At 37.2% G+C, this 25,714-nt stretch carries 23 protein-coding genes; 21 read left to right on the top strand and 2 right to left on the bottom strand.

Annotated elements, in window-relative coordinates; all coding sequences use genetic code 11:
* The first annotated feature begins 47 nt into the window (after nt 1-47).
* Complete coding sequence (locus D0S48_RS07700) at nt 48-515, top strand: divergent PAP2 family protein (RefSeq protein ID WP_151111049.1); 468 nt, start codon at nt 48-50, stop codon at nt 513-515.
* Nucleotides 516-611: 96 nt separating this feature from the next.
* Here the strand turns inward: D0S48_RS07700 and D0S48_RS07695 are convergent, their stop codons facing one another.
* The gene (locus D0S48_RS07695) at nt 612-1,091 is read right to left on the bottom strand and encodes a YusW family protein (RefSeq protein WP_144537386.1); all 480 of its coding nucleotides are present in this window, start codon (nt 1,089-1,091) and stop codon (nt 612-614) included.
* 245 nt (nt 1,092-1,336) lie between these two features.
* Nucleotides 1,337-1,822 (bottom strand): YusW family protein, encoded by a 486-nt coding sequence (locus tag D0S48_RS07690; RefSeq protein WP_151111047.1) that lies wholly within the window; start codon nt 1,820-1,822, stop codon nt 1,337-1,339.
* A gap of 261 nt (nt 1,823-2,083) precedes the next feature.
* Between D0S48_RS07690 and ytxJ the strand changes: the two genes are divergently transcribed.
* The 20 genes from ytxJ (at nt 2,084) to D0S48_RS07590 (ending at nt 25,561) form a co-directional block, all read left to right on the top strand.
* A complete protein-coding gene (gene ytxJ, locus D0S48_RS07685) occupies nt 2,084-2,392 on the top strand; it encodes a bacillithiol system redox-active protein YtxJ (protein ID WP_370455733.1) in 309 nt (102 codons plus the stop codon).
* 38 nt (nt 2,393-2,430) lie between these two features.
* Nucleotides 2,431-3,258 carry an STAS domain-containing protein gene (locus D0S48_RS07680; RefSeq protein WP_144537392.1) on the top strand — a complete coding sequence of 276 codons (828 nt, stop codon included), beginning with the start codon at nt 2,431-2,433 and terminating at the stop codon, nt 3,256-3,258.
* Between the two features lie 327 nt (nt 3,259-3,585).
* Entirely contained in the window at nt 3,586-5,367 is a 1,782-nt protein-coding gene (locus D0S48_RS07675) for a mechanosensitive ion channel (protein ID WP_151111045.1), read from the top strand.
* 237 nt (nt 5,368-5,604) lie between these two features.
* The gene (locus tag D0S48_RS07670) at nt 5,605-6,753 is read left to right on the top strand and encodes an acyl-CoA dehydrogenase family protein (RefSeq protein WP_151111043.1); all 1,149 of its coding nucleotides are present in this window, start codon (nt 5,605-5,607) and stop codon (nt 6,751-6,753) included.
* A gap of 21 nt (nt 6,754-6,774) precedes the next feature.
* Nucleotides 6,775-7,359, top strand: a complete 585-nt coding sequence (locus D0S48_RS07665; RefSeq protein WP_225321713.1) for a TetR/AcrR family transcriptional regulator — start codon at nt 6,775-6,777, stop codon at nt 7,357-7,359.
* A 31-nt stretch (nt 7,360-7,390) separates the two neighbouring features.
* Nucleotides 7,391-8,887: a class I adenylate-forming enzyme family protein gene (locus D0S48_RS07660; RefSeq protein ID WP_151111039.1), complete on the top strand. Its 1,497-nt coding sequence runs from the start codon at nt 7,391-7,393 to the stop codon at nt 8,885-8,887.
* Between the two features lie 9 nt (nt 8,888-8,896).
* Complete coding sequence (locus tag D0S48_RS07655) at nt 8,897-10,081, top strand: acetyl-CoA C-acetyltransferase (protein ID WP_151111037.1); 1,185 nt, start codon at nt 8,897-8,899, stop codon at nt 10,079-10,081.
* Nucleotides 10,082-10,283: 202 nt separating this feature from the next.
* Nucleotides 10,284-11,126: a 3-hydroxyacyl-CoA dehydrogenase NAD-binding domain-containing protein gene (locus D0S48_RS07650; protein WP_151111035.1), complete on the top strand. Its 843-nt coding sequence runs from the start codon at nt 10,284-10,286 to the stop codon at nt 11,124-11,126.
* A 722-nt stretch (nt 11,127-11,848) separates the two neighbouring features.
* Complete coding sequence (locus tag D0S48_RS07645; protein WP_144537407.1) at nt 11,849-12,142, top strand: WXG100 family type VII secretion target; 294 nt, start codon at nt 11,849-11,851, stop codon at nt 12,140-12,142.
* A 114-nt stretch (nt 12,143-12,256) separates the two neighbouring features.
* Entirely contained in the window at nt 12,257-12,496 is a 240-nt protein-coding gene (locus D0S48_RS07640; RefSeq protein WP_151111032.1) for an ESX secretion system protein YukD, read from the top strand.
* Nucleotides 12,497-12,508: 12 nt separating this feature from the next.
* Complete coding sequence (essB, locus tag D0S48_RS07635; protein ID WP_191963888.1) at nt 12,509-13,747, top strand: type VII secretion protein EssB; 1,239 nt, start codon at nt 12,509-12,511, stop codon at nt 13,745-13,747.
* Nucleotides 13,748-13,842: 95 nt separating this feature from the next.
* Complete coding sequence (gene essC / locus D0S48_RS07630; protein ID WP_151111029.1) at nt 13,843-18,321, top strand: type VII secretion protein EssC; 4,479 nt, start codon at nt 13,843-13,845, stop codon at nt 18,319-18,321.
* Nucleotides 18,318-21,167, top strand: coding sequence for a type VII secretion protein EsaA (gene esaA, locus D0S48_RS07625; RefSeq protein ID WP_151111027.1), 2,850 nt, complete (start codon nt 18,318-18,320; stop codon nt 21,165-21,167). Before essC ends, esaA begins: the two co-directional genes overlap by 4 nt.
* The gene (gene essA, locus D0S48_RS07620; protein ID WP_191963887.1) at nt 21,157-21,693 is read left to right on the top strand and encodes a type VII secretion protein EssA; all 537 of its coding nucleotides are present in this window, start codon (nt 21,157-21,159) and stop codon (nt 21,691-21,693) included. The genes esaA and essA overlap by 11 nt, the downstream gene beginning before the upstream one ends.
* Before the next feature lie 5 nt (nt 21,694-21,698).
* On the top strand, nt 21,699-22,061 hold the full coding sequence (locus tag D0S48_RS07615; RefSeq protein ID WP_225215872.1) for a YwqH-like family protein: 363 nt from the start codon (nt 21,699-21,701) through the stop codon (nt 22,059-22,061).
* A 16-nt stretch (nt 22,062-22,077) separates the two neighbouring features.
* Nucleotides 22,078-22,374, top strand: coding sequence for a YwqI/YxiC family protein (locus D0S48_RS07610; RefSeq protein ID WP_144537419.1), 297 nt, complete (start codon nt 22,078-22,080; stop codon nt 22,372-22,374).
* Nucleotides 22,371-23,855, top strand: coding sequence for a ribonuclease YeeF family protein (locus D0S48_RS07605; protein WP_151111022.1), 1,485 nt, complete (start codon nt 22,371-22,373; stop codon nt 23,853-23,855). The genes D0S48_RS07610 and D0S48_RS07605 overlap by 4 nt, the downstream gene beginning before the upstream one ends.
* A 16-nt stretch (nt 23,856-23,871) precedes the next feature.
* Nucleotides 23,872-24,651 (top strand): hypothetical protein, encoded by a 780-nt coding sequence (locus D0S48_RS07600; protein ID WP_151111020.1) that lies wholly within the window; start codon nt 23,872-23,874, stop codon nt 24,649-24,651.
* Between the two features lie 5 nt (nt 24,652-24,656).
* A complete protein-coding gene (locus tag D0S48_RS07595) occupies nt 24,657-25,112 on the top strand; it encodes a DUF5085 family protein (protein WP_151111018.1) in 456 nt (151 codons plus the stop codon).
* On the top strand, nt 25,112-25,561 hold the full coding sequence (locus tag D0S48_RS07590; protein WP_151111016.1) for a DUF5085 family protein: 450 nt from the start codon (nt 25,112-25,114) through the stop codon (nt 25,559-25,561). Before D0S48_RS07595 ends, D0S48_RS07590 begins: the two co-directional genes overlap by 1 nt.
* Nucleotides 25,562-25,714 lie beyond the last annotated feature (153 nt).

The raw sequence follows: 25,714 nt of genomic DNA, 5'->3' as shown, positions 1-25,714 counted from the left end.
ATTATTCTTAAAACAATAAAATACATAGTTCAATGGAGGTTGCATAGATGACAAAAATGAATCGAGGCATTATTACTGCTTTATCGGCAATAGGGTTGGCTCAAGGTTTAAAGGTGCTCACGCATAAAAAACTAACAGGGGAATGGGACATCAAGCAGGCATTTACAACAGGAGGAATGCCAAGCTCACACTCAGCAGGTGTTGCAGCCCTTGCATCTTATGTAGCAGCCAACAAAGGAACACGACACACAGAAACAGCATTAGCCGTTGTTTTTGGTGCAATCGTCATGTACGATGCACAAGGTATTCGTCGTCACACTGGGGAAATTGCACAACTAGTTAACGACCTAGAGGACAATGTCGTGGCGCTTTCTGGAAATTTCCCAAGCTTCGAATTAGTTCAAAGAGAGGAAGAACTAAAAGAGCTACTGGGTCACCAACCAATCGAAGTGTTGGCGGGAGCAGCCCTAGGCACAGTATTTGGCATTGCATGCGCCCGTTTCGAAGACCGATAACCATGCCAAGTATATTACAGGTGCCTGGCACCTGTAATATACTTGAAATATAAAAAAGTGCCAAGGGGAAAAATTGTCCGCTTGGCACTTTGTATTTTAGTTAACTGTATAATTCATTGTTTCACCGTCATCGTATTGTACATCTAAGTTAAAGGCTGTATATTCATCTACTTCGAATGCTGCTGTAACCTGTTGCACAACTTCTTCGGTGTTCATGTCTTTTTTCAGGTTTAATTCCTTAAAAACTGGGTCTAGCGTTTCTGCAGCTCCATCACCTTCTGTATTTACAGCAGTATGCATATTTTTATACACTGCTGAAGAAGAATCTACTTTATATTCGACTATTACAGATTTCTGGTTATCAGGTGTATCAATGGTTAATGTAAATTCTTGAAATCCATAATCCGTTTCAGGTTCAGAAATAGCTTCTCCTGACTTTTCTTCTGGATTAGGTTCAACAACGTCCGATTTCAAGACATTTTCATCTTTGTCATCGTTATTATCACCACAAGCTCCTAACAACAAGGCAGTGGAAAATATAGATGCCATTATTAACGTTCGTTTTTTATATATCATTTAAATATTCCCTCCTAGACGTTATAGTGCCTATTCTTTTAATATCCAAATATAATATAGGTTAAACAATTATTTACCATTTATTAATGAAGCTACTTTTAAAAACTATGGTCATAATCTGTAAAAGCGATAAAATAATTTCAGTAAAATGAGTTTTAGTTAGCTAATACGGATAATTTTAACCTGGTCACTAAAGTAAAAAACCTAGCATGGGAGATTCAAGATTTCTCCAAGCTAGGCTTGTTTTATTTTGTTCGATTATATTTAATTTCTTTTCCCTCCACATAGTCAATCTCCAATTCGAAGCTAGAATAATCTTCCGCTCCAAAAGTATTCATCACATGTTGAATAACTTCCTCTTCGCTCATCTCTTGATTTAACTGAAGCTCGATGAGAATGGGCTGTAAAAGAGCAAATGCTGGGTCTCCCTTAAGGTCGGTAGAAGCATAATCATTACGATATATAGCCTCGGTTTCACCGTCTTTTTTATCAAACTCTGCTAGCACAGTTGCATCCTTATTTTCTTTTGTATAGATAGCTAGCTTAAATTTATTATATGGAAGATCTTTAATTTGCTCTTCCACATTAGCTGGCTGTTCAACAGTTGCATCTTGTTTTGGATCTGAAGCCATGCCTTCCGGAATTTCTTGAGTATCCTCTTTACTATCCCCACAACCTGAGAGCAACAAAGTAGAGACCAAAAATAATGAAGAAACTAAGCTATTTTTCATTGGTAAACCTCATTTCTAAAGTATTTAATATATATCTAATATTCTCTTCTTGATAGAGCCCTAAACAATAATGAATCAGGATAAATAATTTGTACAAATACTGTACCTTTTTTAACAGCAAAGAGCGTAAGAATGAGTTTTGTTTGGGAGGATATTTTTATTACAAAGGTGTTACTGGTGCCAGGCACCAGTAACACCTTTGTAATAATTGTTTAAAGTGGCTTATGGAGGGTAAGAGTAAGGAATAAGGAAGGTGATTTAGTGTCCAATTTTAAGGAAATTACAAATATTGAAGAGTGGAAAGATGTGTTGGAACAGTCAAAAAGCCATAAGTTATTACTTTTAAAACATAGCACTACTTGTCCGGTTAGCGCTCATGCATATGCGGAGTTTACTTCTTTTGAATCGCCAGTGGAAAAATATTTAGTGAAGGTAATTGAAAGCAGGGCTGTGTCTAATGAGATAGAACATGATCTTGGAGTTAAACATGAGTCTCCACAGTCCTTTTTGATTGTAGATGGGAAGGCCTCCTGGGGGCATCACATTGGAAGATTACAAAAAAGGAACTAGCTAACGCCACGGAATCTTTCTAGAGGGTGTGTACTTAAATGAACGAGATTTTAACAGTAAGCGAGTATTTAGTAAAAAATGCAGAATCCATTGGTGATGAGCTTACAGAACGAATATTAGCAGAATTAAATAGTATAGAAAAAAATATTAAGCTTGAACCCTATTTGATCAATAAAAATAAAAATCAACAGCTCATTGCCATTCTTGGTGATGCTTTAACTAAACCGAGAGCGCTTGCAGAGGAACAATTAGTTAGTTGGATTAAGGAAGTTAAAGAAGAAGGGATAGCAGATTTTTATAGCTTTTCTGCTTATATTAAGCCGAACGTGAAAAGTAAGTCTATCTTTTTGGAATATATCAATGAAGTGTGTTTAAAGCTAAAAATTTCAGCTGAAAACATAGTGAATATTAACAACCAAGTTAGCCATCTAATTGATGTGTGGCTCGTAGATAAGATGTATGCCTACGAGGGATTTAAAGACCAAATGATGAGAGAACATCAAAAAGCAATCAATGAATTAAGTGCTCCAATCGTTCCAATTCAAAGTGGAGTAGCAGTTCTTCCGCTTGTTGGAGCAATCGATTATATTCGTGTTCAGCATTTGTTATCTTATGTCCTTCCTACTATTCCCAACATGAATATTGATGTATTAATCATTGATTTTTCAGGTATTTTAACCATTGACGAAGAAATTGCCCAACATATCTTTGCTATTCACAATGTGCTTCAGCTACTTGGTATCCAAGTGCTATTTACAGGAATCCGTCCTAACTTATCGATGGTAATTGTTAAAGCAGGTATAGATTTTTCTTCTTTTCAAACCTTTGGAAGTGTCAAACAAGCGATAGAAAGTGTAAAACTCTAATTCACCGTTCTACTGGAACGGTTTTTTTATTAGTGTCTTTCATTGCAAGATGGAGATCAGTCTAAACTATTTTAAAAGTGTTTAATCGGTCTTAAGAAACTTTCTCTGTCCAAAGACATACAACTTCAAATAAGTTGGAAGAAGGAAGAAAGAGAATATGTTTTTGTACATAAAGCACTAAGGAAAGAGGAAAAATAGGTTTTCATTTTTGAATATAAAGTGGGGTATTTTTACTTTTAATAAATTATTGAGAATTTATAGTTTGAAGTATAAAGCTAAGGGTAATTTGTTATTGTGAACATTTAACAAACAAAAGGAGGACACAGAATGTTTGATGAATTCTATTGGAGGGACACCCTTCATTTCTTACCAGAGTTTTTATTAGCATTATTAGTCTTGTTAATAGGATTTTTTGTAGCCAAGCTACTAGAAAATGCTACGTTTAAGCTTTTAAGAAAATATCGAGTAAATGAACGTCTTGGAAATGTTAAAGGGGAGTGGTCAGTAGAGAAAATACTTAGCAAGGTAGTATTCTTTATTGTTCTAATCTTTGCATTTATTCTATTCTTCTCTATTCTAAACATGGGTACCTTAGTATCTCCATTTGTATCTATGTATTCAGGAATTACAGAAGCTATATTAAATATTTTAAAAGCAGGTCTCATCTTACTGTTTGCATGGGTTCTAGCTACGTTAGTTAAAAAAGTGATTAAAATGGTTGGTAATAAATTTAGCCTAAATAAATACATTATGAAAACTGGAGGAGATCCTTCAAAGGTAGACCAAGTAAAATGGACAGATACTGCAGCGAATGTTGCGTATTATTTAATCTTCCTTTTATTCATTCCAGCAGTATTAAGCGCACTTGGAATTGATGGATTAAGTGGACCTTTTGAAGGTATGCTTGCTAGCTTCTTTAATTTCATTCCTAAATTAGTGTCAGCAGCAATCGTGTTTGCTATTGGATGGTTTGTGGCTAAACTTGTTCGCACTTTAGTAGAAAAATTTCTACAGGCTGCTGGAGCAGATAAACTAGCAGACAAATTAAAGCTTTCTAGTTTCATAGAAGGTACAAGTATTTCTAAGATTGCAGGAATTATTGTATTCGTACTGATTATAATTCCAGTTTCAATTACAGCACTCGAAATTTTAGATTTACAAGGAATATCACAGCCAGCGATTGCAATGTTAAATAATATCCTAGCAATGCTACCTAAGATTTTCGTAGCAATAGTGCTTGTTCTTGTTGGTATTGTAGTTGCTAAGTGGATTAAAGATGTAGTTGTTACTTTACTGCAAAACCTAGGAATCAATTCTATCTTTGGCAAAATGGGCTTTTCTTCTACTGGAGGTTCAACACCTTCGTTTGCCGGAATAATTGGTACTATCGTACAGGTTGTCATTATTTTATTGTTTGTTGTTGAAGCATTACAAGTGTTAGACCTAGAATTCATGGTAACCCTTGCTACGGCAATATTTGCTTATTTACCACATGTCATTGCAGCGGTAGTTATATTGGCGGTAGGCTTCTGGCTAGCTAATCTAGCAGAGAAATTAGTAGGAAGCGTGATGAAGCATTCTTCAGGAACTCCACATTTCTTACGCTACGTTGCTAAATATGCTATTCTAGCATTTGCGTTTTTCATGGCATTGAGTCAGCTAGGGATCGCAGCAGCAATCATTAACTCTGCTTTTATATTAATTCTTGGAGGAGTTGCACTAGCATTTGGCCTAGCGTTTGGTCTAGGTGGACGCGAGCACGCATCTCGTTACTTGAGTAAAATGGAAAAAAGCATTGAGGAAGCTGATGTTTCGAAGGAAAGATACGAAACAGAAAAAGAAGGCATAAAAGAATCATTTAAAGAGAATTTCCGCGATCCTTCAGAAGCGGAAAAAAGTTTAAAAAGAGGAAAAGGACCTCACATTGACGAGGTCAAACCAGTAGGTGATTTTGATCAGCAAACTGGTGAAGGTTACCCAACTGGAAATCCTATGAAGCAAGCTCATGAAGAGGATTCCCCGAGCACAGGCTATAATATCCCATCAACGGATGACTTACATCCATATGAGGACTTGCCTCCAAATGATAATAATAAACCGAATAACTAAGCATTCTAGGAACACTCTAGCATTAATTGCTAGAGTGTTTTCTTGTGCAACAGATGATGCGATATTTTAATTGATTGATAGTAGGAGCTAGATTACAGATATATTACAGGTGCCTGGCACCTGTAATATATCTGTAATTTGAACGGCGTTCAATTTTTAGTTTTATTTTGTTTCTCTAATCTATATAATAAATAATAATGACAATTTTCTGAATAATATACGAGAGGGTGTGATTGAATGAAGGGTACGTTTTTAACAGAGGAGCATGAGCTGTTTCGAAAGTCTTTAAGGAAGATGTTAGATAAGGAGGCTTATCCTTTTTATGAGAAATGGGAGGCTGAGCGAGAGATACCTCGTTCCTTTTGGACTAAAATGGGGGAGAATGGTTTCTTGTGTCCTTGGGTCGATGAGGCATATGGCGGATTAGGCTTGGATTTCTCTTATTCTATGGTGTTAATAGAAGAGTTGGAACGTGTTGGACAGGGTTTAGCTAGTGGTATGTGTCTCCATTCTGATATTGTAAGCCCTTACATCGCGGAGCTTGGAACAGAAGAGCAAAAGCAAAGATGGCTACCCGGTTGTGTTAGTGGGGAGCTAATAAATGCGATTGGTATGACTGAACCGGGTGCTGGTTCTGATTTGGCAGGCATCAAAACAACTGCACGACGAAATGGTGATCATTATATCTTAAACGGAGAAAAGACCTTTATCACAAATGGTACGATAGCTGATTTTGCTATCGTGGTTTGTAAGACAGATCCAACCGCTCAGCCTGCTCACAGAGGTATTAGCTTACTTGTTGTGGAAAAGGGGATGGAGGGCTTCAAGCATGGAAAGAAGTTAGATAAAATTGGGATTCATAGTGGAGACACTGGTGAATTAATATTTGAGGATGTCAAAGTTCCAGTAGAAAATTTACTTGGGGAAGAAGGCAAAGGGTTTTATTATTTAATGCAAAACCTTCAACAAGAGCGACTGATTGTGGCTATTCAATGCCAGGTGGAAGCAGAGGAAATGCTTCGAATCACGATAGATTATGTAAAAAGTAGAAAAGCCTTTGGACAGTCTATTAGTAAATTTCAAAACACCCAATTTAAAATTGCTGAAATAGCAACGGAAATTGATATCGGAAGAACCTATATAAACCAATTGACAGCGCGTCATATTGATGGGGAAGATTTAGTCAAGGAAGTTTCTATGGCCAAATGGTGGATTAGTGAAATGGCAAAACGTGTTGCAGCAGAGTGCTTACATCTTCACGGTGGGTACGGGTATATGGAAGAGTATGAGATTGCTAGAAGATATCGAGATATTCCAGTAGCTAGTATTTACGCCGGTACGACGGAGATCATGAAAACAATTATAGCTAAAAAGCTAGATCTATAAGGCATGCAAGGAGGTTCTATTTTGACGCTCTCTGAGAATAAAATCAGGAAGAAGAAAGAGGAAATTATCTTATCAGCGGTCAAAATTATGAATGAAAAGGGATATCAGCGAGCCACGATGGAAGAAATAGCTGCTGAGCTACAAATGACGAAGGGATCACTCTATTATTATTTTAAAAATAAGGAAGATCTTATTTTCCAATGTCATGAACTAGTACTGGAACAAGCCATCGGAGAGCTTCGAGAGGTTTTTCATAATTGTATTTCTAATGAAGAAATACTTCGCCAAATGATTGCTGTTCATATTAAATATGCGGTGCTAGAGAAGGAATCCTTTAACATGATAATCAAGCCAGATGAAACATTTTCTACAGATCAGCTTCATCCGATTTTGAAGAAAAGAAATGAATACGCTAGTTGGTTCGATCGCGTTATTATAGCAGGAATTGACTGTGGAGAGTTTAGCATTAAAGAATCTAAGATGGCAAGAATGCTTTTATTGGGATCCTTAAACTGGATTCAGCAATGGTACAAGAAAGATGGAGAGAATTCTCTTTTAGAATTGCAAAATATTTATAGTGATTATCTATTGAAAGTAATGAAGTAAGTCTAATCAATTAAAAAGGGGATTGGTTAATATGTTTATTACTGAAAAATTGGCATGGCATGTAAAAGAGCAACCTAATCACATTATCACGCAATTCAATGGAAAAGAGACAACCTATAGGGAGTTTTATGAGCAAGCAAAACGTCTAGCTGGTTACTTTCAAGAAAAAGGCTATAAACAAGAGGATATTATCGCCCTATACCTACAAAACTCCGATTATTTTTTAGTTTGTTATTACGCTTGTCAGCTAGGTGGTTTTACAGTGATGCCAGTTAACACCAAGTTAGCTGCTCCTGAGATAGAGTATATATTCAAGCATTCGGAGGCAAAGGCCCTTATATATGACTTTCGATTAGAATCTGTGCTAAATGAAATTACTGAGACATTTGAAAGTTTTCATGATGTACTTGAGGTTGGTAGAGATAACACGCTAGAAGCCATACTTGGAGACTCGAGTATACAGATGAATGAAGTACCACCAATGGAAGAGAAAACAAGTGTGATTTTTTATACGTCAGGAACTACTGGCAAGCCTAAAGGAGTTATGCTATCTGCTAAGAATGTATATTCGACGGCACAAATATGGGGAGAGGCAATGGAGCTGAATGGCAGGGATAGAATGCAAATTGTAGCTCCGCTGTTTCATTGTGCAGCAAGTCATGTATTTAGCATTCCAGTTATTTATGCGGGAGGAACTATTGTCATAGAGGAGGCTTTTTCTCCAGAGCAAGCGTTAAATACGATGGAGAAAGAGAAAATTACCATTTTCTTTGGCGTTCCAGCAATGTATAGCATTCTATTAAACACATCAAAAATTCAGCAGATGAAGCTTCCTCACTTAAGGTTATTGACTTATGGAGCTGCTCCTATGCCCTATGAGCTTGTAAGAAAGGTGAAGGCTTTATTTCCAACGGTAAATGTACAAAATTTGTATGGCCAAACGGAAAACTCTCCAGCTGCAACTACGTTGAAGGACTATTATGCTTTGGAAAAAGTGGGTTCAGTGGGAGAACCTCTACCGCTGACCGAAGTTCAAGTTGTCGATGAGTTTGGTGAGTCTTTGCCGACTGGGCAGGTTGGAGAAATAGTTATAAAAGGTCCTCAGGTCATGAAGGGTTATTTAAAGAATGAGGAAGAGACAAACAGAGCTATTCAAAATGGCTGGCTATATAGCGGGGACCTTGGGAAGTTTGACGAAGAGGGTCTGCTTTATATTGTAGATCGTAAAAAGGATATGATCATTCGCGGTGGTGAAAACGTGTATCCAGTCGAGGTCGAAGAGGTACTGTATCAAATCCCTGAACTACTAGAGGCTGCTGTAATAGGGGTCCCTCACCCGGTTTACGGGGAGGTTCCGAAGGCGTTTGCAGTGATTAAAGACGGTCAGAAAATTACGGAAGAAGAGGTTTTAGCTTTTTGTTCCAAACATTTAGCGAAATTTAAGATGCCGGCAGAGGTAGATTTCATTGATGGCTTACCTAGAAATGCAAGCGGAAAGGTTTTGAAGAATTCTCTTCGAAACGGTTAGGAGGAAAATATGAAAACAGTATTTTTAATTGATGGTGCAAGGACGGCTTTTACGAGTTTTGGAGGGTCCCTAGCAAGTGTAAAAGCGGATGAGTTAGGAGCAGTAACTGCAAAAGAGGCGATGGAGCGGTCACAAGTTAAATCGGATCAAATAGATCATGTTATTTACGGAAATGTCATACATTCCAGCACCAACGCCGCTTTTCTGTCTCGACATATCGGTTTAAAGGCAGGAATACCAATTGAGGTTCCAGCCATGAATGTCAATCGCTTATGTGGCTCAGGTTGTCAATCTATTGTCTCTGCAGCTCAAATGATTTTGCTGGGAGAAGCTAATATAGTTCTTGCTGGTGGTGCAGAAAATATGTCGATGTCACCTTATGCAAACTTTACTGCTAGATTTGGTGGTAGCAAAATGGGGGCAATGAAGTACGAAGATATGGTACTGAGCACGTTAACGGATGAGTACATCGGAATTGGTATGGGTTTGACTGCGGAAAAATTAGCAGAACAATACAGAACATCACGAGAAGAACAGGATGAGTTTGCTCTACTTAGTCAAAAACGTGCAGCCTATGCACAAGAGTCTGGTAGATTTGCAGAGGAAATCGTAGGCGTTGAAGTATCGAGCAGAAAGGGCACAACTTTAGTCGAGCAGGATGAGCATATTAAAGGTCAGGTAACGGCAGAAAAGCTCGCTTCATTAAAGCCTTCATTTCAGAAGGACGGTACAGTTACTGCTGGTAATGCAAGCGGCATCAATGATGGTGCTGCCTCAGTAGTGATTGCAAGCGGAGAAGCTGTAGATGAGCATGGGCTAAAGCCAATTGCAAAAATTGTATCCTGGGGCATAGCTGGCGTAGACCCTTCCATAATGGGAATTGGTCCCGTTCCAGCAATCAAACAAGCACTTTCTCGAGCGGATTTGACTTTAGAGGAGATGGATCTAGTAGAAATAAATGAAGCATTTGCCTCTCAATATTTAGCTGTGGAAAAAGAATTAGGTCTTAATAGAGAAAAGACTAACATCAATGGGGGAGCAATTGCTTTGGGACATCCTGTTGGAGCGAGCGGAACACGTATCTTTATTTCTTTGGCATATGAGCTAAAAAGACGAGGGTTAAAGTATGGGATAGCCAGCCTTTGCATCGGTGGCGGTCAAGGTATTGCTATTATTATTGAAAATGTGAGCTAAGGAAGAAATTTATGCAAGGATTCTATAAGCTGTCCCTAGGGCTAATAATAATTTACCAATATTTATCATGTTTCGCTAGATAAGTATTTCTATTGGAAGTATAATAATATTATCGGGCAATTTTCTGATAATTGAAGTGGCTTTAAATAGTTATATCAAAAGAGAAGTTAGAAAGAACATCTTAGAGTTTTAGGAGGTAACCATGATGAAGATTGGTGTATTAGGAGCAGGAACCATGGGGAACGGAATCGCACAAGTGATGGCTTCAGCAGGGCATGAAGTGACGCTATGCGATATTGACAACGAAACACTGAGAACAGCAGCTTCCACGATTGATGCTAATTTATGGAGACTCTATAAAAAAGAGAACAAAGAGTTTAGTGAAATTGGACAGGTGCTAGGTAGAATCACATTTACAGCTGATAAAACAAAGCTAGTAGGGTTAGACATCGTAATAGAAGCTATATTAGAAAACAGCGAAATAAAGAAAAGAATGTTTGCTGAATTAGATGTTATTTGTGATTCAAAGACAATTCTAGCTTCTAACACTTCAGGCCTTAGCATAACAGAAATAGGAGCAGCAACTGAACGTCCGGACCGAGTGATTGGAATGCATTTCTTCAACCCAGTGCCTGTGATGAAGCTAGTAGAGATTATAAAAGGCTCTGATACAAGTGATGTGACGTATGAAATAGTGAAAGGGTTAGTCCAACACATAGGGAAAGAAAGTATCACGATACAAGATGCTCCGTTATTTGTTGTTAACCGTATTCTAGTTCCTATGATCAATGAAGCAATTTTTGTCTTAGGCGAGGGAATCGCAACCGCAGAGGATATAGATAAAGGTATGATGCTTGGAACAAACCAACCAATAGGTCCACTAGCATTAGCTGATTTGATTGGTTTAGATACACTTTTATCAGTAGCAGAAACATTGTTTGAGGAAACTGGAGACAGCAAATACAGAGTCCCACCTCTACTTAGAAAAAATGTAAGGGCGGGTAAACTTGGCCGAAAAACAGGCAAAGGGTTCTATACTTACTAAATTAAAAACCATCATCTATTAAAAAATAGATGATGGTTTTTTCAGTTCTATATATTAAATAGATAATCGTGTCAGGAGTGTTACAGGTGCCTGGCACCTGTAACACTTTTGTAATATAAGGGTGTTTAGGGATTGAGTTTGTGTTGGGATTTGTCATAGGTTCAAGTATCTTTGAACTAAGATATTTGGGTGATGCTATATTACAGAAAATGAGGCAAATTACTTGGTTTATGTTAAGGATAATAAAATGTTGATATTTAGAAAAAGTTTTTATGGTGATAATAGCTAGAAATTTGTTATAAAATTTAATTATTAAAAAAACGTGACGAAAGTCTGTGAGTTATTAGTGCTAGAAAGTAAAAGTAGCAATTTTGGAATTCTTTGACTCCTTAAAAAGAGAATGTTATTTATTATATTAGGCAGTGGAAATAATGTGTTTTATACCCCTTAAAAAAATATTTTTATTAATAGGTTTATAGATTGCCAAACAGGGGGATAAGACTATAAGAATTGGATTTATTTAGTATAATTCATAGTAGAAAGTATCAAAAAGTAAAATATATCCATTAGCAATTATTTTATGTAAAATATTTGTAATCTAATTGTATAAAGCAGTAAAAAGAGGAAGTACCTGTGGAGGAACATAAAGAACTTCTTTACGTTAGCTATCACAGTTATTTTATAAATTGCTAAAAAACTTAAACACAAGGGAGATGTAATGAATGTCAGGAATTATTCGCGTAACACCAGCAGAATTGGATGCTATGTCATCACGTTACAGTCATGAGTCAAGTGAGGTTGCTTCTCAAATCGGCCGTTTGGACGGAATGATTGGCGAATTGCAATCCATGTGGGAGGGTGCTTCTAGTGCAGCCTTTGCAGAACAATATGAAAGACTTAAACCGCATTTCAACGATATGCGTGAGCTTTTAAGTGAGGTTAGTGTGCAATTAAGTCGTACTGGTCAAGCTCTTCAAGATGCTGACCAACAAATTGCTAGCCAAATCAGAGGGTAAGAGTTGCAATGTGAAGGATGAAAACATAGAGCGTCATTCCACTGCGGAAGGCGCTTTTCCTTCTTTTTCTTCTATTTTGGTTAGCTTTAATACTATTTTCGAGAGGTGAGATTTGTGTATATAGAGATTACAGTAGACCTTTCTAAGTATAACGGGAAAATTATTGACCTCCGGCTATCCGATTATTACACGATGAAAAAAATGATTGATATTGCCTGGCAGGCTGCTTCCATCTCAGAACCAAAGCGAGAAGGACATTGGATACGCGTGGTGAACAAAGATAAGTTGTTTCCAGGGCATTTAACTATGTCTGACTGTGGAATTACGACCGGCGATCGAATTGAAATCATTTAAGGAGAAATGGATATGGCCTCTAAAAAGAAAGAAAAGATTAATCAAAGAGCTAAAACAATTAAAACTTATACATATTTAAAAAACAGAACCGGTGCAGAAATAAATGAAGAAGCAAATAAAACCACATTTGTATTCCAGAAGGAACGAGTTGCTTTTAAACGTACAGAGGAAATTATCTTCTTAAAAGAAGTAAATCCTAAAATATCTAAAGATATAGTTATCACAGATGACGAGTTAATTCTTCAGGCAATGATTCCAAAGGATTATATGCGTTTTAAAGACATTCAGCGGGAAGAGGAAAAATCCAGATGGATGCTTGGTTATCAGCTAGTAGAAAAAGTATACTCACATCCATATCCTCGATTAAATCTGATTGTATGTCCTGAAAATATTGTATATAGCAAGGCTGTTGAGCCGATGTTTCTCTACTACGGTGTTCTAGGGAGTCTTCCACCATATGAAACGGATGAAGAGAGGCTTTGGCTAGAGACAAAAGCAGTAGTTGCAGCTGCAATTGATGGTTCATTTACCTTTGAAGAGTATTTAAAATACTCCGAAATATTAGAGCTAAAAGAAATTGGGGCTACCATAATGGGGATGAAGAATAGTCAATCCCTTTTAGACTACATTGCAGAACAAATGGAACAACTAGAAATAAAAGAAAGGAGCAATGTAAAACTACCAAGAAAGAAATGGAAATGGACAAAATATTTAGCTATAGGTCTAGGCATTTTAATTCTTCCTGCAATCATATTTACTATTATTTATTTCGTACATGAAAAGCCTAAACATGAGGCATATACATTGAGTCACGAATACTTTCTTGGCCAGAATTATAGTCAGGTAGTGACATTGTTAAGTCCATATAGCGTAAAAGCGATGCCTTATGTTGTTCTTTATGAGCTAGCTTACGCCTCTGTAACAAATGAAAGACTTGATGAGGAACAGAAGAAAAACGTACTATCTAATATCACGTTACAGACCGATTCCTCCTATTTAAAATATTGGATACATTTAGGGCGTGGGGAGGCAGAAGAGGCCGTTGACCTAGCGCGAGGAATGGAAGACGGTGAGTTAATTACATTTGGTTTATTAAAAAGACGTGAAGAAGTTAAGGCAGATAAGGATCTGAGTGGGGAAGAAATGCAAATACAGCTTAATGAAATAGATCAAGAGGTAGAAGAATACGAAAAATTAATGTTAGAAGCAGAAGAGGCTGAAAAAGAAGCAGAAGAAAATTCTAAGAACTAACATTGTAAATACGACATATAGCGTTCTATTCGTTTTATTATGTAATCAGTATTTGCTCGCACAAAATTATGAGTGATTGAAAGAAGGTGTTCAGATTGTTACAGCTATGGGTGTTTTATGGAGAAGATTATCAACGAATAGAACTAAAAGAAAAAGACTTCACAGCGCTTACCATTGGCCCAGCTATTGAGCACGATGTGACCGTACAAAACTTTCCGTTTCTTTTTGGAGAAATTAAGATAGAAAAAAAGGAAAATCGTTTAGTAGTTAACGATGGGTCCCAGGAGGTTGGTGAGTTAACAGATGAAAACAGTTTAACGATCGAGCAAAGAGAAAGATTTCTAAAGCTCTATATAACATCAGCTCCGCTCCAAGCAAAGACATACTATACCGACTATGAAAATGAGGTATCTTTTGACAGTAAAGGGGATAATGCAACGTTTTATCGTCATAATATACAGTTTCCTGAGATAGAGCTTGGACATTTCTCTGTAAATAAAATTAATGATGGTTGGATAATAAAGAAGGATTTTCTTTGTCCCTTATATTTGAACGGAAAAAGATGTCAAGCAAATCAAATTATCCAATTAGGGGATGTCCTTCAATGGGCTTTCATGGAGATAAAGCTCGTTAAAAGGGATTTAATCGAGGTAGTTACTAGCTCAAACTATACAAGTTTACTACCTGAAATAGAGCTTCCCAAATCCGAAAGATATAGTATGTATCCTGAATATAGACGAACTCCTCGTATGATATATGACCTCCCGGAGGATAAAGTATCCATATCCTTTCCAGCTCAGGAAAGTGATTCAACAGGAAGAAGTTTGTTATTAACGATTGCCCTACCACTTGTAATGCTTATTGCGATAGGTACAATCACGATCTTTGTACCACGAGGACTATTTGTCATTATCTCCATTACGATGTTCATGGCGGTTCTTGTAACCTCGACGATTAACTATTTTAAGGAACGAAAAAAGCGAAAAGAAAACGAAGAGAAGCGAAGAAGAGTATATGCAGCGTATATGGCTAATTTGCGTGAAGAGTTGTATGAGCTCTCCGAAAAACAAAAATTTGTTTTAGAATATCATTTTCCTTCATTCGACGAAATGAAACAAATGACTGAGGAGTTATCCGGTCGTATTTGGGAAAAAAGCTTAGAGAGTCATGACTTCCTACAGTTTAGATTGGGTAAGGGGGATATTCCTTCTAGCTACGAGATAAAACTTACGTCAGGCGACCTGGCAAACAGAGAAGTCGATGATTTGTTAGAAGAAGCTCAAAGAATGGAAAAAGTATATCAAACGATTCCATCTGCGCCAGTCACAACTGACCTCCATAAAGGTATTTTAGGTTTGATAGGTAAGGAAAGTGTTATTAAACGCGAGCTTCAACAGATTATTGGACAATTGGCATTTGCTCATAGCTATCATGATATTCGTTTTATTAATATTTTTAAACATGAAGAATATGAGGATTATGAATGGATGAAGTGGCTTCCCCATTCCACCCTCCCAAATATGCACGCGAAAGGCTTGATCCATAACGAGGAAACTCGCGATCAACTTCTTTCTTCTCTATATGAAATAATTCGAGAACGCGACGTCGATGAGATGAAAGGGAAAGTGAGATTTGCTCCCCATCTTGTTTTTATCATCTCGGATACCTCCTTAATAGCGGAGCATGTCATTATGGAATATTTAGAGAAAAAAGACACGAGAGAATTAGGCTTCTCTGTTATTTTTGCGGAATCTGCTGAGGAACGAATGACTGAGAATGTTCATACCCTTGTCCGATATGTAAATGAACAAGAAGGAGATATTTTAATAGAAGAAGGGAAGGCAGTTAACAAGCCATTTCATCTGGATGAGTACGATTCAGTTACGAATGAACGATTTTCTCGTATGCTAAGAACTTTAAATCATCAAATTGGGATGAAAAATTCTATTCCTAATTCTGTAAGTTTCTTAGAAATGTTCGACGTCAAAGATGTGGATGATATTCCGATTAGCCAATACTGGAAAATGAATGAATCCGCTAAATCATTAGCCGTTCCCATTGGATTAAAGGGTAAGAAAGAGCTTGTTCATTTAAATTTGCATGAAAAAGCTCATGGTCCCCATGGATTGTTGGCAGGGACAACAGGTTCTGGTAAAAGTGAATTCCTTCAAACATATATTTTATCGCTAGCAGTTCATTTCCACCCACATGAAGTTGCGTTTCTATTAATCGACTATAAAGGAGGAGGTATGGCTCAGCCATTTAAGAATATTCCTCACCTATTAGGAACAATCACCAATATTGAAGGTAGTAAGAACTTTAGTATGCGTGCCCTTGCTTCGATTAATAGCGAACTAAAACGGAGACAGAGGCTCTTTGATCGCTATGAGGTTTCTCATATTGATGACTATACAACGCTTTATAAAAATGGTGTCGCATTAGAGCCTCTCCCTCACTTATTTCTTATTTCTGATGAGTTTGCGGAGCTAAAGAGTGAGGAGCCAGAATTTATTCGAGAGCTAGTAAGTACTGCTCGGATTGGGCGTAGCTTAGGAGTTCATCTAATACTGGCGACTCAAAAGCCAGGTGGGATTATTGATGAGCAAATTTGGAGTAACGCTCGTTTTCGTGTAGCTCTGAAGGTACAAGATGCAAATGATAGTAAAGAAATCCTAAAAAATAGTGATGCTGCTTCTATTACAGTCACAGGTAGAGGTTATTTGCAGGTAGGGAACAACGAGGTTTATGAGCTATTCCAATCGGCTTGGAGCGGGGCACCTTATATGGAGGAAACACTTGAAGGAGAAGAAGACATTGCTGTTGTAACTGATTTAGGACTCATTCCGCTTACCGGAATTGAAACGAAGGTAAGTAAGAAAAAAAGCAATATGACCGAAATCGAAGCAATGGCAGCTAAAATTGCACAAACGCAAGACGATATGTCAATTCAAAAGCTACAAAGTCCGTGGCTGCCTCCTTTAGCATTAAGAATCATCCCGTTCGAGTATGCAGAACCGCAAAAAGATGCATTTTTGTTAGGTATGATTGATGAACCAGAAAAACAGGCACAAAATCCAATCTATTACGAGTGGAAGAAGGATGGGAATGTAGGTATTTTTGGTTCCTCTGGCTATGGAAAATCGTATACCCTATTAAGAATCCTACTAGGCATAGCGCAGAATCTTAAACCTACAGAGGCTCATCTATATATTTTAGATTACGGAAATGGTTCCCTTCTTCCTTTAAAACGACTCCCGCATACGGCGGATTACTTTACGATGGATGAGGAATTAAAGCGTGACAAGCTAGTTAAGCTATTAAAAGATGAAATTTCCAATAGAAAGGTAGCCTTCCAAAATGCCGAGGTAAGCAATATCCATATGTACAATAAATTATCGGATACTCCTTTACCTTTAATTTATGTTGCCGTGGATAATTACGATATTGTGCGTGAAGAAATGGAAGAGCTAGAAGCACAGCTGATACAGTTTGGTCGAGACGGTCAATCTTTAGGTATTCACCTTCTTATTTCCGCAACTAGAGTGCAATCGATCAGACAGTCTCTCATGAACAATTTAAAAACGAAAATAGTTCATTATCTAATGGATAACACGGAGGCTTACGGTGTAATCGGTAGAGTTCCATTTGACTTAGAGCCTTTCCCAGGGAGAGCCATTATTAAGAAGGAAGACGCTAAATTTGCACAGCTTTTCCTACCAGTGCAAGGGAAAGATGATTTTGAGGTACTTGAATCTTTGAAATCAGAAGTACAAACAATAAGAGCTGCTTATGCAAGTCAGCCAGGGCCAAAGCCTATACCAATGTTGCCTCTTGAACTAAGCAGCAACAACTTCCAAAATTATATAGAAGAAAAGCCTGCCCAAGGTATGTTTCCACTGGGCTTAGACGAAGAGACGGTTCGACCAATCATGATCAACTTCAAAAAGAATCGTCATCTAATGTTAATCGGACCTGTTCAACGAGGCAAAACGAACACAATCAAGTGGTTAATACACCAATTAATTGACCAAGAGAATGGTTTTGTTGCTATCTTTGATTCATTCGATCGAGGACTTGCAACTTTCTCAGACGATCCACAGGTGGAATATTTGGAAACGAAGGATCGATTGATCGAATGGATTGCACGCGTAGAGCAACATTACACAGAGGTAGAAAACAGTTATCTAGAGAGCTTACAAAATGGTCAATCACCAAAGATTATACCTGCTCACTTTATCATTGATGGCTATACAAGATTTTTACAGGTGGCAGATGTGGGCATCCAAGATCGCCTATCTAAGCTTATGAAGAAATATACACATCTAGGCTTTAATGTGATTGTATCTGCTAACAATTCAGAAATAACAAAGGGATTCGATGCGTTCACTAATGAATTGAAGCTAGTTCGACAAGGCTTAGTCTTTATGAAAAAATCGGAGCAAACGCTATATACAGTTCCTTATGAAAGAAAAGAGGCTGAGCTGCCACTAGGCTATGCTCATTACGTATTCAATGGAAATGCTACAAAGGTTTTAATTCCGTTATGTAAGATGGAGAGGAAGATCACGCAATGAAAAACTTAAAAAGCTCGGGGTTGTGGAAAATAGTTGCTGGGATTGTTTTAATATTAGCTCTCCCTATTTTGTTCTTCCAACTGATGGGGGTCAGTATATTAGATTTGGATAACCCAAATAAACGGGTTATCGCAATTGTAAATGAGGACCAAGGTATTACAAAGGGGCAGGAGAATATTGACATGGGGGTAGAGGTAGTTACAATTCTAGCTACCGACTCACCATATGAATGGAAGGTAGTTGGTCGAGGGGCTGCTGAGAATGGGCTAAAATCCAATCAATATGAGGCAATCGTGTATATTCCTTCTAACTTTTCATCCAATATTATGTCCTATGATCAGCAAAACCCTGTCAAGGCAGAGTTTTCGTATAAAGTGCACTCTCAAAAGGCCGGTCTTCGTAAAGAGCGTGTACTACATGAAATAGAGTCAGCTAGCAATCGAGTGAATGAAAAAGTATCAACTCTATATTGGACGTATGTGGCTCAAGAGATGGATCACATAAAAAAGGAATTCGCCAATATTTTAGGTAAAGAGACTGAGTTTTTAACGACAATGTCTGATTACTATAAACCTGAATCTGAAACGCTTGCTGAAGAAATGAAACGACAAAAAGAGCAGATGGCCGGATTGCTTTCCACAATCAGCTCCGCAAATAATGCCCATGCATCTAGAATTCAAAACGCAGAGACCTTTGGCAACCAAATGGATGGATTTATAAGCTATGTTCAGCAATATAAAGTCTTCCAGGATAGCCAAAAAGAAATTTTGAAGCAGGTTCAGGATGATAGCTTGGCCAAGATAAAAGTAGCGGCATTTTCGCAGTCGGAGAAATTTAACAAAACAGTACAACAGCTTGAAGAAAGCAATGAAAAGTTAAACGATGAAATATATAAGGTCAATGAAATCATAGATGTCAATCAAGAAAAATTTAATGCTTTGTCTGAGCTACGAAAAGGTGAGGTAGACAGACAATTGAATGACCTGCTTGCCGTCCAAAAAACTGCAATTGATCGTTACAACTACTCTGTTCTTAATAGTTTAGAAAAAGGAATTGAGGCTAGAAAGAATGGTACAGCTGTTTTAGGTCTAATGGATATTGGGACAGATCCACAGCAGTTAAATACAATTCGCGAAGAAATGGAGCGCAAGGCTGCAGCTAAGTCGGAAACTCTTCTTCCAGGCTTAGAGGAAGAGCGTACAAAGGTCAATGAAATTCTGACCGCGCTACAATCTTTAAAAACAAAAGTAGCGGAAACAGACCCTACTTCTACTTTAGTAAATGATTTAGAGCAGCTGCAAGGAGAGCTGACGAATGTTACTGCTCTTATTTCTCAGAAGGAAGGTATTTGGAATAACTCAAAGCAAGAAGGAACAAATGATTATGCTGCTGCAACTGAGGAATATAAAAATCTTTTAACTAACTATAATACGGTATACGGAGAATACAAATCCGTTCAACAAATCATCGACACCTATCCGGCTGATACAGTGAGATTGGGATTAGAGATTAGCCAAAAAGAAGAAGCTCTATTGAATCACGCTCAACTAACAGCAGAACAGAAAACTAGATTACAAGAATTATTTAGTAAAAGAGTTACCAATACGGAGCTAAGCTCTTTATTGTCCTATTACGCAACACTAGAGCAGTTCGAATTCACATTAAATGAAGGTGGAGATAGCGTCAATAAGGATGCACTGCTTGAGGATGAAATTTTAACTGCTTTACTAAAAAATGTCGTAGACGTAAATGATTTGGAATTAGAAAGCTGGACTGCGGTTGAAGAAAGTATTCCGCAAACGCAATTAGGTATGACAGACCTTAGTACAACGTTTGCAGCTATTATGTCAGGTCAAAGAGAAACGGTAGAAGAACAGCATTTATCACTACTCAATGATTTAGACACTATTGATAAGCAGGCAAATCTTTTGCTACAACAGATTCAAAACCCAGCTACTATGTTAGGCACTGGTGAGCCTCAACAAACGGTAGGTGAAGGAGAGGTTGTTTCTAGTCAACAAAATGTAAGTAATCAGCTTCTTTCACTTAGCGAAATGATGAACACCTTATCAGAGCGCCAGAATAACCTCGTGAATTATGCGAATGATTTACATGCTAAAGCAGATGATATTAAGTCAACTTCTAACGAGTTTAGTAGCAAATGGGAAACTAACGTGGATGCAATGACCGACTTTGATGGAGACATTCAAAGTTTCCTAGCTAACACATATGTGGATGGACAGGAGAATGGATATGCATTTAACCATTTTGTTAATCCATTAGGAGTAAAAGGAGCAACTGCCGTATCAGAAGATGGACAAAAAGTTCCGCCAGTTATTTTATTTATCATATTACTCATTAGCAGTTTATTAATAGGGTATTTTACTTATCAATTAAAGGATGGGGCAATTGGGCTTCGCGTAGCGATGACGATAATTTTATCCGTTCTAGTAGGAATAATTATCAGCTTATACAGTGTCAATATGTACATTCTAAATGATGAACGTGCCATTCAGTGGACGATTTTTACAGTGCTATTACTATTGGCAAGTGCTTCTATAGTTCGAGCGGCATTAGAATTTGGTCAGGCTGCAGGCTGGCTGGCTAGTATAGCACTTATGTGTGTGTATATCGTTCCTTTACTAATACTTGCAGTTCCAGATGTAAGTGTTCCAGATATTTTATCGAATGTATATTTATCTATTAAATATGAGGCAGACACAAACTTTTTGGTGGGAGTAATTATTACAGGCGCTATTGCTATAGTGATGCTAGTAGTTTCGTATTTTGTGAGCAAGAATAATGGCCAAAATGCTACAACAGTAGATGAAGCCTATGAAAGCTAACAAAATTATTTTGATTATCTTCTGTGCAGCACTACTCTGTTTTTTTAAAAGTGGAGAAGTGCTAGCAGATGAAAATAAAACAATTGATGAATTAGAACCTTTGCTATATGAAAAATTAGAATTCAAGAAGAATACCGATTATCTACACGATGTAAAGAAGACCGAAATGAAAAATACTATTCCTGTTAAGCAATTTAATATCTATTTTGATGGTAGAAATAAGTTACCTGATCGAAACGACTCCTCTTTCTTATTTCAACATGCTGAAAGAGGAGAGAATAGTACGGTAGCAGCAAGATCGGTAGAATTAAAGCTATTTACTTCAGGCGACAAAGAGACAAAAGTACAAACGAACACCTCTTTTCAAGAGGAAGAAAGCTCAAGCAACAATCTTCTTATCTTCATTTTTCTTTCCATTATAGTCATTGGGATTATCATTCTTTTCACTGTATTTTTACCAAAGCTTGCTCAACCAGCAAACGGTGTTTCTAGAAGAAAAGATCAAAAACCTTTAGGAGAGGGGTAATAGAATTGATCGCACATTATTATGCCATGATAGCAAAAAAAGAAGAGGAAATAAGAAGATTGAACGAGTGTCAATCCTCTTTAACTGGAAAACAATCTGAGTTTACCTCGAATGAACCGAAATGTATGGAACCGGAGTTAACTACTACAACCTGGTACGGGACGCTAGCCACTGCTTTTGATGAAATACGTGAGTCAGGAATAAAGGCTCCTTACCAAGAAATTATTGGGACGCAATTTAGCGCGGTGTTTAGCGCAATTTCAGCTAAAATAGCAGAAATTCAAGCAGAGATTGCGGCTCTTAGGGCAACAATCGCAAGAATAGCGGCGGAGGAAGCTGCTAATCCGGGAAGATATACAGGAGTATAACAAAGGAGGTCTTTTTATGACTGAGGTAAAAATTGTCTACGCTGATGTAGAAAATCAGTTAAAGGAAATGACGGCTGCAAATGAGGGACTAAATCCTACAAAAGAGTCGCCCATTGAAGGAAATGTATTAGATGTCGTTGATAAACTAAATGAACTTTCTACAAATCTAGAAACCTTATTGACTAAATACCAGAATTTATTGAATGAAAATATCCTTACTACTACTAGCTCTGTTGAATTTATGAAAGAAACGGATGAAACATTATCCACGGGTATCAAAGGCTCTGGAGGATATAGGATGTTGGCGCAATGAAGGTATTAGATGTAGATTTACTTCAAACTGGTATAAAGAGCAATTTGGATATGTTGACTCGTTTGGAAGAAGAAATAAAAGAAATAGAGAAGACTATAACAGGCTTAGTGGGAATGGATAGTAGTCTAAAAGGGCAGGGTGGAGAAGCTATTCGCTCCTACTACAATGATTGCCATCTTCCTTTTCTAAAATTCTTTTTACAATTTAAACAAAATTTTAAAACAAAGCTTGACCAGCTAAAATCTGCTTTAGATTCATTGGAGCCAGACACAGAGGGGTATATTCAGGAAAGCTTCCTTTTAAATGAGGTAGAAGAAGGATTAGCTGAAATATCTAGAATTACTGGTAATTTAACTGATGAGTCCAATGCCATAATGGACCAGGTGTCCGATATTGTGGCACTTCCTCATTTAGATGATAGTGACGTTCAGCAAGGGGTCATCGATTCTAGAAAAAAGAAAGATGACACAGTAACTGACTTGAATGAGTTTGACTCAACTCAAGTATCCTCTATGCTATCAGTCGAATCGAATATAAAGACAATGGATACATGGTTACAGGAAATGGAAGGAATGATGAGCTCAGGGCTCTCCGACATTCATTTTCCTGCGGAAGCTTGGGCTCAATATACGGCTTGTACCCCAATTTTAAGTAATCTATCGAGCAGTGTAAACGATCCAGGTTCTGTAGCGGAAAAAGATGCTTCTGAAAGTACTGGGGATGTTTCAAAAGATGGTAATTTTAGTGAGTATGTAGGTCATTATGGTAATGCTAGCACTATCATAACTGACACTAAATCGGGTATTCACATGTATAATGCTACTAAAAACGGGCAACTATCTACTTCTAGGCATTTTGTTCATGAATATGGTAAAACTTCCTACCGAATTAATGCTAGTGCTACAGCTATGGGGAAATTAGGTTTTCCCAATGAATCTGGAGGAATGCTTAAATATGCTGGAAAGAAACCTGGACAGTCAGGTTGGTCAGCAAAAGGAGAAATGGTTTTAGAAAAACATCCCCATCTTCGGTATTGGGGAGATAGTGCCACCTTTGGTGAAAAGGTAAAGACCGTTGGTTCTGCTACGTTTAAAGGAGCTGGAACTGGTTTTACTGATTTAGTAGACTTTAAAGAAGTTACACAAAATGGTGTGGCAAAAGGATTACTAAAAGGAGCTACTAAAGGAGTTGCCCCTCTTACTGCTGCATTGAGTTTTAATGATAATTATAACACCGCTAAGGATGATGGATTGAGTGGAGGAGAAGCCGTAGCAAGAGCTACAGCAGATACCGCTGCTGATGTGGCGATTGGGAGTGCCATTCAAGTAGGTCTGACTGCAGCTGGTACTGCATTTATACCAATACCAGGATTAGGAACATTTGTTGGAGCAATAGCAGGAGTTGGGGTCAATATGTTACTAAACGCTAAAGGGGACGATGGTAAATCCGCTTTGGATAAACTGAAGGGGTGGTTCCATTAAGAAAGAGGAGAGAAATTTGGCAAGTAGGTTAAAGGAAGAGGATTTTGAGGTATTAAGGATTCCTTTAGAGTCAGGGAGACAAGGGCCAGTTCAATTGGCAGTAGCATTAATTTTAGGGGCTATTTTTATGCCACTGATATATGCTTTAGAATACTATGTGGCATCATACGATAGTATTTTTCCTTATAAACAGGAAATTCTGAATGTGCACTTTTGGTTTACAATTATTTTAGCCGCTTTGTCAATTGTTTATGCTATTCCATTCATTTATCGTAGAAGCCAAAAATTCCAATATTTATTAAGCATACTAGTTTCTCAAAATCTTTTTACATTTCCCTTATTTATTTGTGCTTTATTTTTCATCGGGAGAGACGGAGAAGGGATGAAGGCTACGCCTGAATCTCTTCTAAACTTTACATATGTTTTATTATTTATTGGTTTACTGGTTTTTGTTGTAACATTTGTAAGATTTTATATTTTATTACGAAAAGGACAGTATAGAAAGGGTTCTCGCAAAGAGCAACTTCGAACAAAATTTGAGAAGAAGTCCTTGTTATCTACTGCTATATTTGTGGGAATTGGTTTAGTATTGGTTCTCCAATTCATCATTAGGAAATCTGCTATCAATGATTTCAATATGTACGGTGTAGTCCTAATTGGTATAACTCTTTTTTATGTTATGCTTTTTATTCTTCCGGAGCAGCTTATTATTCTATATTGTAAAATGCGTTTTAAAAGCTTTAATTATAATGAACGTGGTTATTTAAATGGTTTGGAAACTGATCTGAGAGGGTGAACTTGATGGGGATTGAATTATGTGCACTAATGTTTGAAAATTTGCTAGTCTTTAATGCCGAGGGGAATAAGGAAGATTGGCAGGAAGGTATTTATCATTTAGAGGATATTGCATTAACCAAGGATGTATATAGAAATGGACCTTTGTTTTTCTCGTTTAAAAGTGTGGAAGATAACGAGTCTTTTGGAAAATTTACTTATTATCTTCCGATAAATAGTCAAGTGGAAGTTGCAGAAGATGCGAACTTTTCTTTTCAAAAACACTTTAAAGTGGATAGAGCATTATTATTACGCCAGGCGGATGAAAAACTTAATATAAACACTGCGTTCGATGAAATAAAATCCTATTCCAATTTAAATAATATAGAAATTGAGGATTATTATTATTGTATCCTTCTAAATGTTTATGGGGAATACATAGTAGATTTATATGTACCATTAAAAAGCCAGGGTGATGAATAATGATAGTAGAGGATCATCAAATTGCTTATCGTAACGTAGCATCAAAAAAATATAATTTTGTTCCAGAAGAGATTGAATTAGCCTTCCAAGACTTCGTACAGCTTTTATCGAAGCATAATTATTCACCAGCAGGTGTAGTATTTTATACTATTCTTAGTGAACCAACCGCAGAGGTTATGACTGCAGAGATATTTTTGACAATAAATGAAGATAGCTTAGTTATTCCTAGTGAGGAAGCTGTTAAATTTACTAGCTATTTTTGCGTAGACAATTTACTGATGACTAGAGTAAAAGATGATTTCGTTTTAAAATCTCAAGAAAAATACTGGGAGTTATTTAGCTATATGGAGCAAAAAAAATATGTTCAGAAGACCCCACTTTTCATTCAAATGAAAAAAATGCATACAACTAATTCCTCTTACGTGGAAATGAGCTTAGGCGTATTTTAAGGTTAATAAGTACCCGGTTTGTAGCATTTTGATGATGAAAATTCAAGAGCCCTTATTAAAGCCTGTACCCGTGATGGTATGGGCTTGCTTATTATTTATTACAGGTGCCAGGCACTTGTAATATATTGGTCATAATTCATAAGAGTATAGTCA

Origin of the sequence: Psychrobacillus sp. AK 1817 (assembly GCF_008807035.1) — a bacterium.
GTDB classification, from domain to species: domain Bacteria; phylum Bacillota; class Bacilli; order Bacillales_A; family Planococcaceae; genus Psychrobacillus; species Psychrobacillus faecigallinarum.
Note: the sequence above shows the minus strand (reverse complement) of the source record. Positions and strands in the feature narration are given on the sequence as shown.